We start from the raw sequence: 16,441 nt of genomic DNA on the forward strand, positions 1-16,441 counted from the left end.
CTAATGTTTAATACAACCGCCAAGGTAAAACCAATTATGGAGGGATATCATTGATTAAAAAAATTTCTGCTCTGTCATTTTTGTCATTATTCGTGAGCACTACTGCATTTGCAGCATCCCCTACTGCTGAGTCTGTTCAAGCTTCCGTTGACTCCTTATGGGTCATGATCGCGGCCGTACTCGTATTCTTTATGCACGCCGGATTTGCAATGGTTGAAACAGGATTCACACGGGCAAAGAACTCTCTTAATATCTTGATGAAAAACTTCTTAACTGTAGCCATTGCTTCTGTCTTGTATTTCATCGTTGGATTCGCCTTCATGTTTGGCGGGACTCAAGGTGGGATCATTGGATTGGATAGCTTCTTCCTCTCAGGACGTGAAGACATCGGCTTCTTCCTATTCCAGTCTGTTTTCGCTGCTACTTGTGCAACCATCATTTCCGGTGCTGTTGCCGAAAGAATGAAGCTTAAAAGCTATATTCTTCTGACCATCGCCATGACTGGAATCATTTATCCTATCGTCGGTCATTGGGTTTGGGGAGGAGGATGGCTTTCAGAGCTTGGATTCGTCGATTTCGCCGGTTCTACCGTCGTCCATCTGACCGGCGCAGTCGGTGCCTTCATCACTGTATTATTCCTTGGTGCACGTGTCGGTAAATACAGCAAAGGGAAAGTAAATGTCATACCAGGTCATAATATACCAATTGGCGCACTCGGGGTATTCATTCTCTGGTTTGGATGGTTCGGATTTAATGGGGGCAGCAGCCTGGCAGCCGATCCTACTCTTGTGCCGCAGGTCATCACGACTACATTGTTCTCAGCATCTGCCGCCATCCTTTCATCCGCCTTTTACACGTTATTCAGATATAAACGGATCGATCCGTCCCTTACTCTAAACGGTGCACTCGGTGGACTGGTCGGTATCACTGCCGGCTGTGCCAATGTATCCCTGGTCGGGTCTCTCATCATCGGACTTATTGCTGGTGTCATCCTGGTAGAAGCTGTAACATTCATCGATTCGAAATTGAAAGTCGATGACCCTGTCGGAGCAATTGCCGTTCACGGGATCTGTGGGGTTTGGGGTACAGTGGCAGTAGGATTATTCGATGTTCAAAATGGGGTAATATATGGAGGAGGCGCGACACTCTTAGCTACTCAAGCACTCGGCGTCATCGCTGTCATTGCCTGGACATCCATCACTGTCGGGGGATTCCTCTACATCGTAACGAGAGTATCGAGCATTCGCGTATCACGTGAAGAAGAGCTTTCAGGACTTGACTTTACAGAACATGGATCCAATGCTTATGAATTAAAGGACACTGTGTTGGAATCAAACGTTTCTTCCGTTTCTCCATTCGGTTCTGATTTAGTAGAACGATTGAATTCAATTGGTTCAGGGCAAATGAGCGATAGCGTGAATCAACGAAACACAATTTAATGAATAGAAGGGCTGCTTTTAGCGGCTCTTTTTTTTGTTTGAAATGTTCGATATACAAACATAAGCTCATATGGTAGGCTTTCCAACAGCCTCCATACGAGCTTATTTAAGATATAGAAGAAATGATTTTCTCTTTTGCATCCCTAGACACAAAGTGCTTCTTGGAAAACACATTATAATGATTACCCCTAACCTCATCCAGAATCGCACGATATAATAAGGCAGCTCCCTTTACAGGGGTTCTCGAATACACCGGGTAGAGATGCATAGTACGAAAAGCTTTATCGTAATAATCCTCAGCAAGCTCGGCCATCTCTTCCCATATGGAACAAAAAGCTTCGTTTGCTCTATGTTCAACCAGGTCGTTAATCGTATATTCATATTTCACTAATAAATCCTGGGGAATATATAACCTGCCTCTCTCCAGATCTTCACCGATATCCCTCAGTATATTTGTGAGCTGCATAGCATACCCGAGATGAATGCCATCCTCTCTTAAGTACTGTTCTTTCCCAGGAGCAAGAATCGGCAGGAGCATCAACCCAACAGTACTTGCTACGTGATAAGAATAATCAAGGACATCGTCCATTTTCACATACACTCTTTCACCAAGATCCATCCTTTGACCTTTTATCATGTCCCTGAAGGATTGAACATCCATGTTATATCGCTTGAACACATCATCCAATGCGACCCACATCAGTTCATTCTGGTTATAATCCCCCTTTAAAAAGGATTCGAATTCCACCTCGAATTGACTTAATTCCTCTGAAGGGCTCATGCCTTCATCAACAATATCATCTACCTTACGACAAAATGAATATACAGCCCAAACCGCCTTCTTCTGGTCTTTCGGCAGTAGGGAAAATGCTCTGTAAAACGTTTTAGAATGCAGTTTAATAATATTTTCACATTGATCGTATGCTTCCGAAATCCTGCTCATGCAAGGACACATCCTTCCTTTCAGATTCGATTTTATACTGGTCTTTAAAGGCTTCTGCAACTAGTTTTGCGCCCTGCATGACAATCGGAACTCCTCCACCTGGATGGATGGATGCACCGACCGCAAAGATATTCTTCTCCGCAAACGGTTGTACTTGGGGTCTGAATGGCCCGGATTGTCCTAAACTTGGCGCAATCCCAAAGCTTCCCCCTGAATATAGCCCTTCTTGAACCGCGTCTTCCGGGGTCCTGATCTTTATCCACGAAATCCGTTTCTTCAAGTCAGCGTATCCCCTTTCTTCCATTGTATCCAATACAAGATTGGAAAGATATTCTGAAGCTGATTTCCAGTCTATTTCATCTGAAACTGGAACCGGGATCAAGACATATAGGACGCTTTTCCCTTCAGGAGCTAGTGTAGAATCAACCTTGGAAGGATTAAATACATAAAATGATGGTTCTTTAGGAATTCTCTTATTCTTGAAAATATCCTTCATATTCCCAGAGAAATCTTCATTCAAATAAAATTGATGTATTCTTTTATCATCATAATTCCCGTCGACCCCCATATACAAAAGCACACAGCCTGATGAAGGCTTATAGGATTTCGGTGCCTTCTTCTTCACTAATGTAGATGCAGTGGGAAAATCACCGTTGATAATGACGGATTCGATTTTTTCACGCCGGTCCCCAAGAACGATATGAGTTGCTCTACCACCCGAGGTCTCTATTTCAGAAACAGGTGTACAGGTCTTAATCACAACGCCATTCTTATCGCACGCCTTCCTGAGATGATCAAGCAAACTCGCATATCCGCCTTTGATATAGTAGATGCCGTGCTTGTGCTCACTAAAGGAAACAAGGCTGTAAATAGCAGGTGTGCTGTAAGGATCCCCACCGATGTAAAGTGTTTGCAAACCGTAAGCTGTCTGCAGTTTCCCATGCTGAAAATAATGCTTTAAATTCCCCATCACATTCCGGTAAGCTTTCAACTTAAACAATGAACTCATCGTTTTACGGTTGAGAAAATCCCTCGTTTTCAAAAAGGACGATTCCAGGAACTGAGGTTGCCCGATTGTAAATCGTTCATCCATATCCTTCATAAAACGAAGAAATCCTTCTTCATCTCCCGGGAATTTTTCCTTGATTTCTTCAAATTGCCTATCGACATCAGCATACTTCGTATATGTCAGCCCATCGGCAAAATGGACATCATAAAGGGGGTCGCAGCGGACGAGTTCTATTTCGCCCGTGTCAATTCCAGCCTCCGTCAAGATGGAAAGGAGCATTTCAGGTAATAGAACGATGGTCGGCCCTTTATCAATCTTGTACTCCCCTTCTTGTATAAAAGCAAGACGTCCTCCGATGGTCGCCTCTTTCTCATAGACTGTGACATCATGACCATCCTTTGCCAACAACAATCCAGATATCAGTCCACCAATACCAGACCCTACAACGGCTACTTTCATAAAGCTTCCTCCATCGCCGTTTGTCCTTCCATGAATGAAAAGGACGGATCCTCATTCATCAGCATATTGGTCGAAATCCTTGCTGATTCTAGGATCGTCGGCAGGCCGCTTCCAGGATGCGTCCCCCCTCCGACTAACCAGCAATGTTCCAGTTCTTCAAATTTGTTATGAGGGCGGAGAGCCATCATCTGAGTCAGTTGATGACCAAGGTTAAAGGTGGCTCCTTCATAAATATTGAATTCTGATTCCCAATGATGGGGAGAGATGATTTTCTCAACCATGATATGATCACGGATGTTTTCCAAGCCCGCTTTACGCTCAACCAGGTCTAAAACAAGCTCCCGGAAGGTTTGTTCATTCTCTGACCAATCAATACCGCTTATATTATTCGGTACAGGTGCAAGGATGTACAAGGTGGAATGTCCCGTGGGAGCCAAGGTAGGATCCGTTACACATGCATTTTGAATGTAAATGGAAGGATCACCGGAAAGCGTATAGGTCTCCGTAATTTCTTCAACATTCCTCTTATAATCCTCAGCAAATAGAATACTATGGTGGGGAAGATCATATTGTTTGTCGACTCCCAGATAGATCATAAAAGTAGAACAGGAATATTTTTTCTTTTTCAATTTTTCTTTACTGTATTTCTTCAATACTCCATCTTCAACCAGGTTACTCATCACATGGGCAAAGTCCCCGTTGATGATGACTTCATCTGCCTCGATCTTCTCCCCGTCCTCTGTCATGATTCCCTTCACGACATTTCCATCTTCAATCCACAATTTCCTGACCCCTTCACCGAGATGAATCACACCGCCATGCTCTTTCACGACTTTCTCCATGGCTTTTGATAATTGGTTCAAGCCGCCGATGGGGTGAAAGATCCCGTATTCATGCTCCATGAATGACAGTATGGAGAAAGCACCCGGACATTCCCAGGGGGACATTCCTAAGTATTTTGATTGGAAAGTAAACGCCAATCTCAATTCATGGTCCGTAAAATAATCACTTAACACACTATAAAGGGATTTACCCAGGGACAATTGAGGAAGTGCTCTCAAAACCTTCCAGCTGATATATTGATAATATCTATCCATCGGGCTTTGCAAAATCGGTTTTAAACGGGTCATTTTCTTACGGGTATCATTCATAAAACGCTTATACCCTTCTGAGTTTCCAGGATAATGACGCTCGATTTCCCTGGATAATTGTTCAGGATCCTTATACATTTGCACCTTTTTATCGGTAAATATAAGTTCATACATTACAGAGAGTTCCTTTAAATCCACATAGTCATGAAGATTTCTTCCTGAAGCTTCGAATAATTCTTCTGCAATTTCCGGCATACTTAAGAATGTCGGTCCGATATCGAACGTATAGCCATCCATCGTGACAGAGCCATTTCGCCCTCCTACAAATGATTGCTTCTCAAATATCTCTACATTATATCCCTTACTGGCAAGGAGCATCGCTGCAGCCAATCCTCCGGGACCCGCGCCGATGACAATTATCTTTTTGGCCATTGTGATAGCCTCCAATATCATTTATTTGTACAATTATTATACAATACTTATACAATTGTTTTCCACCAGAATGAACCTTCAAACTGTTTTTTTCAGAATGATCGTCTTCTTTCATTTCTAATGAGCTTGTCCTCCTCATTGGAAACACTAATTAACCGCCATCAGGACTCTTTCCGTTCTATGTTGCTGCTATTAAACAACAACGTTCATTCATTCAAAACTTGAAAGAAGAAAGAGACACAGTAAAGAGAGATTTCTCTTTTTACTATGCCTCCTTTTCAAATCATTATTACTTTAAATCTATGTTTGTACCGTTCTCTTAATTCTCATTCCCGGAATGAACCAATGCCCTATTCCACGATTTCGATATTATAATCCTTGAACCACACATGGATCTGGGCAAGATGAGCAAGTAACTGCGGACCGGTCATGAGTTGGCCGTACCAGGGGACTTCAAAGGCGGCTCCACCCGTTGCGGCAATTTCTTTCAGCTTCTCTTCATCAAACAATTCATACAGGACGCTTGATTGGTCTTCAAGTATCTCATTCAACCAATCACTGACCATTTTCGTATACACGGGATGATGGGTTTTCGGGTACGGACTTTTCTTTCGATACAGGACTTCATGAGGCAGTATTCCCTCCAGTGCCTTTCTGAGGATGCCTTTTTCTCTTCCTTCGTGCATTTTCATCTCCCACGGAATGTTCCACACATATTCGACAAGTCTATGGTCTGCAAACGGTACCCTGACCTCAAGGCTTGCTCCCATACTCATGCGATCCTTCCGATCTAATAATGTCGTCATGAACCATAGAAGATTCAAATAGAATAATTGTCTTCTCTTGGTTTCCACTTCATTCTCCCCTTCAAGCAAAGGGGTTTCCGCAACCGTGCGGTCATATTGCTCGAGGACATATTCCTCCAGATTCAGTTTCTTACTCCACTCTTCCTTTAGAAGGCCCTGACGTTCAGCTGTGGAGCGCATCCACGGGAAGCCTCTGCGATTAAAGTCTTCCGGCCTGTGGAACCATGGATATCCACCGAAGATTTCATCTGCACATTCTCCGGAAAGTCCCACCGTGAAGTCCTGTTTAATTTCCCGGCAGAACCATAGGAGAGACGAATCAACATCGGCCATTCCCGGCAGGTCCCTTACATGAACCGCCTCAATCAGATGATCCTTTAACGCTTGTTGACTGATCTCACAGCGATGGTGGATCGTATCAAATTCCGACGTCATCTTTTCAATCCAAGGTGCATCTGAGTTCGGCTGAAAATCGTTCGCTTTAAAATATTGATCATTTTCCTCATAATCAATGGAATACGTATGGAGATTCCCTTTCCCTTCCTCTTTATAACGATTTGCTGCCACTGCCGTAATCGCGCTGGAATCAAGTCCTCCAGATAAGAATGTGCAAAGAGGAACATCGGACACAAGCTGCCTCTGAATGGCATCCGTAAGCAGAAAGCGTACTTTAGAGACTGTTTCTATAAAGGAATCGGTATGTTCCTCACTTTTCACATTCCAGTACCTCCAACTATTGACCCCTTTTTTCGAGAAGATCATGGCATGGGCCGGACGCAGCTCCTTCACTCCTTTAAACACACCATTTCCAGGAGTGCGGGATGGACCGAGACCCAGCACTTCCGCTAAACCTTGAAGATCCACCTGGGGCCGAACATCGGGGTGAGCAAGCAAAGCTTTTATTTCAGAACCGAATAATAACCCTTCATCCTTTTCGAAATAAAATAAAGGCTTTACGCCCATTCTGTCCCTTCCTATAAATACATGTTCCTTCTCACTGTCCCATACCGCAAAGGCAAAAATACCATTTAAATGATGAACGCATTCCTCCCTCCACTCAATATAAGAGGTTAATAACACCTCCGTATCAGAATGTCCCTTGAAGGCATAACCCTTTTCAATAAGTACTTTTCGCAAATCTTCTGTATTGTATAATTCTCCGTTATAGCAGATGGTGAAGAGATGGCCGTTATGTTGAAGGCTCATAGGCTGCCTTCCACCTGCAGGATCGACTACGATCAATCGTTTATGGCCAAAGGCAACGTGTCGATCCATCCACACGTTCGTTTCATCCGGCCCTCTTTTAGAAAGGGTTTCTGCCATTTTTTCAACAACATCTTTTTGATTCGACAAATCTTGTTTATAATGGATCCAACCTGTAATTCCGCACATGGTGATCATCCTCACTTTCTCGTCAAACAAACTGGGCTCACTGACACATAAATTATTCTATGCTCACAGCCATAAATGGTTAATTGTCTCAATCAATCTTTACATGAATGAAATATGATAATTATGACAAGAAATGTAGTTAAGGAGGGATATTCACTTGAGCAACATATTTCGATCAAACATTTTAAAATCCCAAAAAAGATCCTTTTCCGAAGGCACTGCATTATTCGAAGAGGATACGTGGTTCTTTTTCGAAATCGATGCAGAGGAAGAATCCGAGCTCGAATTTTACCTCAATCATGAATTAAAAGTGTATAGAGATGGGGACTGGCTCTCCGGTGTTCTCTTAGAAGACGGTATCATTGTCACACCTTATGAGCGAATTAGAATCGAGAATGGCGATCGAATTCAAATAAAGAAGAATATATTGTATTCGCTGGAGAATTTATTAGAAGAAATTTCTGATGATGCCTTTCATCAATTTACAACGGCACTGAATAATCTGGGTTACTCTATCTATGATAGTATCTTTTGCCACAATCACCTTGTGTTCCTCGGCAACCAAAAAATCAAAGAAGGCGTGAACTTTATCACCTTCGATAACGGTGTCGAAGTGTGTGCCGTTCAGCATCACTTCACCTATTATAAAAAGAAACGGGATCGCTTCGAATTCACCCTGAGTACAGGTAGACGCATCGTAATTGAAAGTTTCAACCTTTGATTTGCCAACATACTCAAAAAAAATAACAAATGCCTGTCAGCTCTATCGACAGGCATTTGTTATGTTAAGAATCCTGACTCGTCACAAGGTGCAGATTCTTTAAATAGGTGTTCATATTATCCAGCGTCATGGGTCTTTCAATAAGATATCCTTGTGCATAATCGCAGCCAAGCTGGTCCAGAAGCTCTAATTGTTCCATTGTTTCCACACCTTCTGCCACAACCTTCATATTCAAACCTTTCCCCATTGTGGCGATCGACTGAACAATCGCTACATCCGGTGTATGGTCACTCATATTCTGTACGAAGGAACGATCAATCTTCAGAATATGAAGAGGAAGGTGCTTTAAATAACTGAGTGATGAATAACCTGTTCCAAAATCGTCAATTGCAAGCTTCACTCCCAATTCAGCCAGTGATCTCATCACTTCGATGGTATGAGCCGCATCATGGAGCATGATCGTCTCTGTTAATTCCAAACAGAGGTATTCAGGCTGCAGTCCGGATAGTAATAATGCTTCTTTCACATCACAGTGAAATGTAGGATGCTGGAACTGCTGTGCAGACACATTGACGGAAATATAAAACTTCGCATTTTGTTGATCTAACCATTTCTTCAGCTGTAAACAGGATTCCACCAGCACCCATTTTCCAATGTCATAAATCAGTCCCGTTTCTTCTGCAAGCGGAATGAACTCAGCTGGGGAAATTAATCCCCATAAGGGGTGCTGCCACCTTAATAATGACTCGCAGCCGATAAGCGATTGATTTGAAATGTCAATAATCGGCTGAAACGCGACGAACAGCTCCTCCCGCTCTATCGCTTTCCGCAAATGGGCTTCCATTTCAACCTTGCGGGTATTCTCTTCCTTCATCCCCTTGGAAAAGTAAACGGTATTATTCCCACCCTTTGATTTCGCCCATGTCAGAGCAGAATCGGCGTTCCGCAACAAATCGGTCGACTCTTCACCATCCCGCGGAAAAATACCTACGCCTATGCTGACTGAAATGTAGAACTCTTTGCCTTTATACGTGAAAGGTGCCTGTATCGTTTTCAATATATCTTCTGTGATAGCTGAAATAGAGGATTCATTCACATCTTTCGTGAGCAGAACCGTAAAGGTATCTCCACTGAATCGCCCCAAGTATGCCCCTTTAGGCAGAGTGCCCTGGATCCTCAGGGCAAGTTCTTTAATGATTAGATCCCCAGCCCAATGCCCGAGAGTATCGTTGATGATCTTAAAACGGTCCATATCCAGGAATAAAACAGCCATTTCCCTTTTTTTCTTGTTGGCCCTCTCAATATGTTCATCTACTAATTCTCTGAATTTCATTTTATTGGGAAGATCTGTTTCACCATCGAAATAGGCAAGCTGTGTAATCTTCTTCTCGAATTGCCGCTCTTTCGTGACATTTCTACCTATCCCGAAGATCCCTACACACTTTCCATCAACGGTGATGGGGATATTTTTGATTTGAAAGAAATTGACTTCACCGTTTTTGGAGGCAATCGGAAGATCATAATACTGCTCTCTCCCGTCCATCGCACGGTAAAAATGTCTTCTCACACGCCCCACGTCTTCTTCCCTGATAAATTGCAGGGCTGACTTCCCAAGAATCTCTTCTTTCGTGTAGCCAAAGGTTTTTATAAAGGAAGGGTTGAGTGAATTAAATCTCCCACTCAAATCCGTACTATAAACAAAATCTGTATTATTATCGAAGAGTGACCGATAGTACTCCTCTGAGATTTGGATATTTTGCGTCAGTTCCTTGATATCCTTTTCTGCTGTATTGATTAAGTGGGTTAACGACATCATGACATCGGAATCAGGCGTTAACTGAAAATCCACCTTCATATTCCGGATGGGTTCACGTACCCCTTCTGACAGACCAAGATACGTTAAGGAATGGGCCAGAAGTTTCACTTTATCGTCCCTCTGCCCGAATTCACCATAAGTAAAGAATCCACTCACTGGTGATATACGATTGAAATAGGTGAGTTCCTGGTCCGTTACATCACGTATGTATCTTCTTCTTGCAACACAATGATAGACAAAATGGGCTTCCACTGGATGGCGTTTCAATTGGGACAGAAGTTTCGTAGTGGAGTAAATCAAATCCTCCACGCTTACAAATCCAAAGGATACCTTATCCCCCACTCTCACTTCATGACTCAGTTCCACACTTCCATTTGGAAGTACATTTATGATATAGACTGCCATCTTTTTCTTCAATTCCTGCAAAAGAAATGGGAATTCGATGGATGAGTCCGGTAGATCCTTTACAAACCTCTTCCCTAAATAGGTTTCGAGGATCCGAATGGGTTTCACGTCATTCATTTCCTCAAGAATATTCCCCTTTGCCTTCGTAATGTTGAACGTCGGGCCGACTTCCTGCCATTCTTCTATGGCATTGGAACGAACCAATAATTCTTCATGACTCAAAGACGCCGTTACGAATCCGTCGGGTGATATTCCATGATTCGTGAATACATAGGTCGGTCTTTTATTCGGCAGGTCAGACGAAACACCTCCGACGATGACGATTTCATTTCCTTCCTCAGAAACACCTTCCAGGAATTCCTGAACCCCCAGCTGTAAGTGACTGGAAAAAACAATAAAAACCTTTGTATCAGATTTCCTCATCTCTTCGTACAGCCGTTTACCTAGTTGCTTACTTGAACCTGTTTTCTCTTGTAACAGCGAATCGACCTTTGTTTTCTCAAATACCGTAAACGATAAGACGACCTCTGTAACAATCCGCCCATCGCTCACTTGACCGTTTGAACTGCAGCCAATGAGTGTCCCGTAGGGTAACAGCCGATTGATTTGACTTTGCAGTTCTTCGATGACCGCAATTGGGGAATCCCCGACAAAGGCCTGGATCAAAAGATGAGCGTGTTGGTCTAAATCATGCTTATTTATGAATTCGCTTAGGGAGTGCTCGTCATGATATATGAGTTGAAAGGACTTTATCATTTTCTACACCTACTTGATAGACATCGTTTCTACCAAAATACCACAATTCGACAGATTTGGATATTCATTTATATAGAAATGGCCCCGTCAGCATCTCACAGATCACCTTTCTAAAGCCGCAATGAATATAAAAAAAGTTGACCCATTATAGAGCCAACTTCTTCAACCATTATGCAAATGGATGCCAACCTAACGGTAAACGTAAACCTAAATACAGAACAAGTAGTAAAGAGACCACCAACAATATCCAGAACATATTGGTGCTTTTGCCTTTATTCGTGCGGACGAGGACCATTTCAAACATTCCGATCACCCAGATACCGACTAGGCCTTTGATGCCATAAAGAGCTGGGTCAAGTCCTTGGTGCTTCCAGAATAAAAGAGCACCCGTTAAAATGATCAGCAAGTAGAATAATCGTAAAATCATATGTACAATTTTCATGCCTTTGTTCTTTCCTGCATTATGCAAGCCGACGGCTACAAAGAAAAGAATGATGGCAACGACCCACGTTGTAATATGGGCATGTGTAGTATCAAACATAATGAACCTCCTACAGGTAGATAGTTTACGCTCATAATATTACCACAGTCTGTACAACAACAGAAATTTAAACTAGGCCTGTAACGGATTTGTCAAAATTCCCAACCCTTCGATTGTGATTTCCACCTTATCCCCCTTCTTAAGAAAACGCGGAGGCTTGAATCCTTTTCCCACTCCTGATGGGGTTCCTGTCGCAATGATATCTCCCGGTTCAAGAGTCATTCCTTTAGACAGAGTGGATATAATGGTAGGAATAGTAAAGATCATTTCTCCTGTATTGGATGATTGCCTGATTTCACCATTAACCTTTGTTATGATGAACAGGTTGTGAGGATCATCGACTTCATCTTTCGTCACAAGATAGGGTCCCATCGGACAAGTTGTATCCAGGCTTTTCCCAATGAAGAATTGTCCGTGCTTCTTCTGAAGATCACGAGCTGTCAAATCATTCAAAATGGAATAACCAAATACATACTCCATTGCATCTTCAGGTGAAATCCCTCTCCCCTTCTTTCCGATGATGACGGCGAGTTCTCCTTCATAATCAAGTTCTTCCGTGATATCGCCGTGATGAAGCACCGTTTCTTTGTGACCGATGACCGTATTGGTCGCTTTGGTAAACATCATGATGCTTTTAGGGATATCTTGTTCACCACCCATTTCGATGGCATGATCCCGATAGTTTTTTCCTACACACATGATATTTCGCTTCACTCTCGGAATCGGTGCTAGCCATTCCACTTCATTTTGATCAAAAGAAGGGAGGTCCTGACCTTTTTCATTAATAATGTGATCCACATTTTCCAGAAAATCATTTCCCCGTTCAATCCCCTGAATCAATTCACCCGGCAACCCCATAACCCCTGCTAAATCAAGGATTCTTCCGTTCCGTTCCACCCCGAATGTTTCTTTTCCGCCTACCTTATAACTAATGAATTTCACCGCTGTTCATCCCCTTTTCAAGTTATCCTTTTCCCTTTTCAACTACGTTCCTTTTGCCATAACTTAATACCCGCCAAATCTTTTCAACTGGACCATATGTAAACTTGGATAACCATATCTCTGATAGGATCACTTGTATGACATAGATCCCCACTGCGAGCATCGTCCCAGTCGTTAAAGTCACTTCTCCATAGAGTCCAAAACCATATGAATAGAAAAGAAGTGTTCCGATGATCGATTGCATCAGATAATTGGTGAGGGACATCTTCCCAACTGAAGCGAGTGGCTTGCTCCATTTCATGATTTTTTGATTCAACAATAATAATGAAAGGATTATTGCATAAGATACTGATAAGAACGGACCTCCAAAAAAGTCCTGGATATAGGAATAAGCAAAATTATGTTCTATGATGAGTGGCAGTGATTTGATGATGATTCCAAAGAGTAACGTGATTCCTCCAATAATCATCCAAATCTTCTTATAGGATCTTACTTTTTCTAATAGTTGACATTTACTTGCCCCTGCCCCGATCATCATCATTGGCAGGATCGACAGTAACAAGAATATGAGATTGTTAGGTGAATTCACCATATACCAGTCTTGAAAGCGTTGCTCCATGATACTGCTGAAACTTCCCGATGCATAGGCGGCAACTGAATTCTGCAATGCGGCAATATCCGTATACTCAGTCACACCCGTCGGATCTGCAAAGGTCATCAATACTAGTAGTATACTGAAAAAAGCTTGAGGCAACAGAAATAAGATACCACCCAGCCACATCAATGCCTTTCCGGAAAGCCTCATGAATGCCAGAAGAACTAATCCAAACACGGCGTAATTAATCAGGATATCCCCTGACCAGATCAAGAAGGCATGGATACACCCGATTCCCAATAAAATAAGAAGTCTTCTGATTCCAAATCGGTAGAAGGACGTTCCCTTATCCTCAGCCCTTTGCTGCTGGATCCCTAGTCCATATCCGAACATCATGGCGAATAACGGATAAAAGCTTGCTTGAATCAAAACGTCAATCCATGGGTAGAGGGCGACATCTTCAGGCGTCTTCCACCACGTATACGGATCCAAATACAGAAATGGGGAATGAAAAGAAATCATGTTAATGATAAAGATGCCGAGTAATGAGAATCCCCTGATCACATCAAGGCTAACGATACGTTCTGTTTGTTCAATTGGTGACATGGTGTTCATTCATTTTCCTCCGATAAATTAATCTTGATTCCATTCTAACCTGAAAAAGGAAATTAGGCGATTATCACCTATTCATGTTCTTAACATAGAATAACAATAATTAACTTTGTCTTAAAGGTGTGAGTCACAATGCCCGCAATCGTAGGAATTGCTCAAGTCGTCAATGTCGGTTCCAGCGCCGTTTTCCATATTGGGGATGTATTTAACATCAGTCCGATTTCAACAGCCAAAACCTTTGCCGGGGCAGGTTCATTCATAACAGGAAAGGGAATTTCGGTTTATAATGAAAGCTCCTTGACCTACACCGTGGATGACGATGGAGTGGATCAGGGAATAAACTTTAACTTATGAGTGTGATGCCGAATGTCGAATTATTATATTCAACAATCTATACAAATTCAATTTATTAAAATAGGAGGAATGTCCAATTCTTCCATCCTCCAGATTGGAACATGCGGTCAAATTACGACCAATGACTTTCTTTATAATACAGGGGGCTATACCGAGCCTGCCCCTGAAGCCGAGAAAAACGGAAATGGAGGTACTCCTCCTTCTGTTTCACCACTTGTTCCATTGCAAACGCCAAGATAAGTGAATCGCGACAAAAGAAAGAGGTGGCAGTATGAACAATTACTATATGACCCCACAACAACTCTATCAATATATCGAGATGTTGAATTCGAAAATTGTCGCGTTGGAAAAGAAAGTGGATGACCTGTCACAGGAATTAACCACCCTCAGGGATACCCCGAAAATCAATGTTGAGAAAATCGAATATAAATTCGACCAGCTTAAAGTAGAATCTCTCGACGGCACGCTGAATATCGGACTGAATCCAAGCAATTTAAAGGAAACCATTGAAGACCTAGCAGTTGAGCCCAATGTCGATGTTAAAACGATCAAAAACTTAGAGCCTTATAAGGAGAGGATTACTTCAGAAATAAAAGCGTATATCGATTCAGAATTACCAACCCTCATCCAGGATAACGAAATGCAATTCCAGCGTTCTCTTGATCCGTCCTATTACGAAATGATACAGCAGGATCTGCTGAATCAAATGCCACAGAGAATTGACTTCTATTTACAAAACATCCCCTATATTGAATCGAAACAACAGGAAGGAGAATGGGAAAGGAAAATCATCGACAAAATTAAAAAGGACATCGAAACGGCCCTTTTCTCCTTTATGTCTCAAATCCCAGACCATATGGAAGGAATGAAGAACAATGAACCTCCAAGTAATCAATCGTGAATTAACCGTCGGAAATATCGATATTGCAGGGGTGGCCAGTTCCTCCCTCGTTCTCGTTGGGGATGCTGACATCATTCAGCTTGCCTCTGCTTTCGATACCCCTCCGGAATCACTCATCATCGGTCCATTCGTTCCTCTTACCCCTAAGTGATTATGCTTAAGAGATACTCGATCGTCAACTCTTTAGAAGGTGTTACCTTGGCCTTTAGTTCTCTTTATCAGATAGGGGATTCACAAAATATAAATGCACTGTCGAAAGCTTACGCCGTACAGCGTGAGAAGGAATTTTTCTTAACAAGCGAAGGCACTTTCGATTCTGAAGTGTTTACGAGTCCGATAGAGCTCCCCCGCATCAACCCGAATATAAGGGTAAACAGATTAAATCTTTGTCCGATCAAAGTGAACAATATGTATATACGTGCTACATCATTTTCGTCCATCATCCACATAGGGAACACTTGCAATGTGTATATGGAAGGTAGAGTCAAAAATATTCGTCAGCTCGAAAAGGAAAAGGGTGAAGAGGAGCAAAATTTTGAAACAATCGAAGAACCTAACTAGGGTGTTACTCATCTTTAACAAACCGCTTTTCTCATGAACCATCCCGTCGAGTTCACATAGGTTACTAATATAGACAAATCAAAAGAGGATGTTGATTATGCCCGCTTTAGTAGGTCCTGTCGCTATTCTTAACGTAGGTGGGGGAAGTGTTCAGTTTGGTGACACCGCTATTATTTCACCGAAGTCAGCGTCTAAGACATTTGGCGGATCCGGTTCCTTCAATACGGGTCCATTTCAATTAAGCTACAATGTCTTCAGCGTAAGTACCACCTTTGATTGTAACGTCGTAGACCAGCCAATAACCGGAAATAACTAAGACAACAAAAAGCCTATCAGGAGGCTTTTTGTTTTTTTATGAACTATCGTTTCTTTCTGCGTTCTACACTTTTCTTTGTTTTAATTAACTTGGTGGAAGGCTGCTTCCGTATCCATTTAATGAATGCATGGATTTTTTCATCTTTTCTTAAATCTTCAATCGTGTTCAACCTGACTCCCAGTTCATCATTGGTGTACAGGGAGTGTATCTGTTTATGACACGGAATACAAAGCTGCGCAGTGGGCAGGAATGTGCCGCCCACCTCTTTAGGTGTGAGATGATGAACCGTGATTTCGACGTTTCCCCTGGAACATAATTCACATGTGCCGACCGTTCTCTTCCCCATCTTC

At 42.4% G+C, this 16,441-nt stretch carries 17 protein-coding genes; 8 read left to right on the forward strand and 9 right to left on the reverse strand.

Features of this window, described 5'->3' with window-relative positions; all coding sequences use genetic code 11:
* Positions 1–50 precede the first annotated feature (50 nt).
* Positions 51–1,439, forward strand: a complete 1,389-nt coding sequence (locus ACIGG7_RS13175) for an ammonium transporter (protein ID WP_397549922.1) — start codon at positions 51–53, stop codon at positions 1,437–1,439.
* Between the two features lie 106 nt (positions 1,440–1,545).
* Here ACIGG7_RS13175 and ACIGG7_RS13180 read toward each other — a convergent pair whose 3' ends face one another.
* The 4 genes from ACIGG7_RS13180 to asnB form a co-directional block, all read right to left on the reverse strand.
* On the reverse strand, positions 1,546–2,382 hold the full coding sequence (locus ACIGG7_RS13180) for a phytoene/squalene synthase family protein (RefSeq protein ID WP_397549923.1): 837 nt from the start codon (positions 2,380–2,382) through the stop codon (positions 1,546–1,548).
* On the reverse strand, positions 2,348–3,850 hold the full coding sequence (locus ACIGG7_RS13185; RefSeq protein ID WP_397549924.1) for a phytoene desaturase family protein: 1,503 nt from the start codon (positions 3,848–3,850) through the stop codon (positions 2,348–2,350). Before ACIGG7_RS13185 ends, ACIGG7_RS13180 begins: the two co-directional genes overlap by 35 nt.
* Positions 3,847–5,373, reverse strand: a complete 1,527-nt coding sequence (locus ACIGG7_RS13190; RefSeq protein ID WP_397549925.1) for a phytoene desaturase family protein — start codon at positions 5,371–5,373, stop codon at positions 3,847–3,849. The genes ACIGG7_RS13185 and ACIGG7_RS13190 overlap by 4 nt, the downstream gene beginning before the upstream one ends.
* A gap of 350 nt (positions 5,374–5,723) precedes the next feature.
* Positions 5,724–7,580 (reverse strand): asparagine synthase (glutamine-hydrolyzing), encoded by a 1,857-nt coding sequence (gene asnB / locus ACIGG7_RS13195; protein WP_397549926.1) that lies wholly within the window; start codon positions 7,578–7,580, stop codon positions 5,724–5,726.
* Positions 7,581–7,728: 148 nt separating this feature from the next.
* On the opposite strand from asnB, the gene ACIGG7_RS13200 reads away from it, so the two are divergent.
* Positions 7,729–8,292: a DUF2777 family protein gene (locus ACIGG7_RS13200; protein WP_397549927.1), complete on the forward strand. Its 564-nt coding sequence runs from the start codon at positions 7,729–7,731 to the stop codon at positions 8,290–8,292.
* A 64-nt stretch (positions 8,293–8,356) separates the two neighbouring features.
* Here the strand turns inward: ACIGG7_RS13200 and ACIGG7_RS13205 are convergent, their stop codons facing one another.
* The 4 genes from ACIGG7_RS13205 to ACIGG7_RS13220 form a co-directional block, all read right to left on the reverse strand.
* Positions 8,357–11,269 (reverse strand): bifunctional diguanylate cyclase/phosphodiesterase, encoded by a 2,913-nt coding sequence (locus tag ACIGG7_RS13205; RefSeq protein WP_397549928.1) that lies wholly within the window; start codon positions 11,267–11,269, stop codon positions 8,357–8,359.
* A gap of 169 nt (positions 11,270–11,438) precedes the next feature.
* Complete coding sequence (locus tag ACIGG7_RS13210; RefSeq protein WP_397549929.1) at positions 11,439–11,810, reverse strand: YisL family protein; 372 nt, start codon at positions 11,808–11,810, stop codon at positions 11,439–11,441.
* A gap of 72 nt (positions 11,811–11,882) precedes the next feature.
* The gene (locus tag ACIGG7_RS13215) at positions 11,883–12,752 is read right to left on the reverse strand and encodes a fumarylacetoacetate hydrolase family protein (protein ID WP_397549930.1); all 870 of its coding nucleotides are present in this window, start codon (positions 12,750–12,752) and stop codon (positions 11,883–11,885) included.
* Between the two features lie 22 nt (positions 12,753–12,774).
* Positions 12,775–13,962 (reverse strand): DUF418 domain-containing protein, encoded by a 1,188-nt coding sequence (locus ACIGG7_RS13220; RefSeq protein WP_397549931.1) that lies wholly within the window; start codon positions 13,960–13,962, stop codon positions 12,775–12,777.
* A 129-nt stretch (positions 13,963–14,091) separates the two neighbouring features.
* Here ACIGG7_RS13220 and ACIGG7_RS13225 point away from each other — a divergent pair, with 129 nt between their 5' ends.
* From ACIGG7_RS13225 to ACIGG7_RS13250, 6 genes are all read left to right on the forward strand, one after another.
* The gene (locus ACIGG7_RS13225; protein WP_397549932.1) at positions 14,092–14,313 is read left to right on the forward strand and encodes a spore germination protein; all 222 of its coding nucleotides are present in this window, start codon (positions 14,092–14,094) and stop codon (positions 14,311–14,313) included.
* Between the two features lie 12 nt (positions 14,314–14,325).
* Positions 14,326–14,553: a spore germination protein GerPB gene (locus ACIGG7_RS13230; RefSeq protein WP_224941587.1), complete on the forward strand. Its 228-nt coding sequence runs from the start codon at positions 14,326–14,328 to the stop codon at positions 14,551–14,553.
* 31 nt (positions 14,554–14,584) lie between these two features.
* Positions 14,585–15,214 carry a spore germination protein GerPC gene (gerPC, locus tag ACIGG7_RS13235; protein ID WP_224941588.1) on the forward strand — a complete coding sequence of 210 codons (630 nt, stop codon included), beginning with the start codon at positions 14,585–14,587 and terminating at the stop codon, positions 15,212–15,214.
* Positions 15,189–15,365, forward strand: coding sequence for a spore gernimation protein GerPD (locus ACIGG7_RS13240; RefSeq protein ID WP_224941589.1), 177 nt, complete (start codon positions 15,189–15,191; stop codon positions 15,363–15,365). Before gerPC ends, ACIGG7_RS13240 begins: the two co-directional genes overlap by 26 nt.
* 2 nt (positions 15,366–15,367) lie before the next feature.
* Positions 15,368–15,775, forward strand: a complete 408-nt coding sequence (locus ACIGG7_RS13245) for a spore germination protein GerPE (RefSeq protein WP_224941590.1) — start codon at positions 15,368–15,370, stop codon at positions 15,773–15,775.
* A 97-nt stretch (positions 15,776–15,872) separates the two neighbouring features.
* Positions 15,873–16,091, forward strand: a complete 219-nt coding sequence (locus tag ACIGG7_RS13250) for a spore germination protein (RefSeq protein WP_224941591.1) — start codon at positions 15,873–15,875, stop codon at positions 16,089–16,091.
* Between the two features lie 43 nt (positions 16,092–16,134).
* On the opposite strand, the gene ACIGG7_RS13255 is transcribed toward ACIGG7_RS13250, so the two are convergent.
* On the reverse strand, positions 16,135–16,437 hold the full coding sequence (locus ACIGG7_RS13255; RefSeq protein ID WP_224941592.1) for an HNH endonuclease: 303 nt from the start codon (positions 16,435–16,437) through the stop codon (positions 16,135–16,137).
* Positions 16,438–16,441: the final 4 nt, after the last annotated feature.

The organism is Rossellomorea sp. NPDC077527, assembly GCF_044542955.1.
Taxonomy (GTDB): Bacteria; Bacillota; Bacilli; order Bacillales; family Bacillaceae_B; genus Rossellomorea; species Rossellomorea aquimaris_E.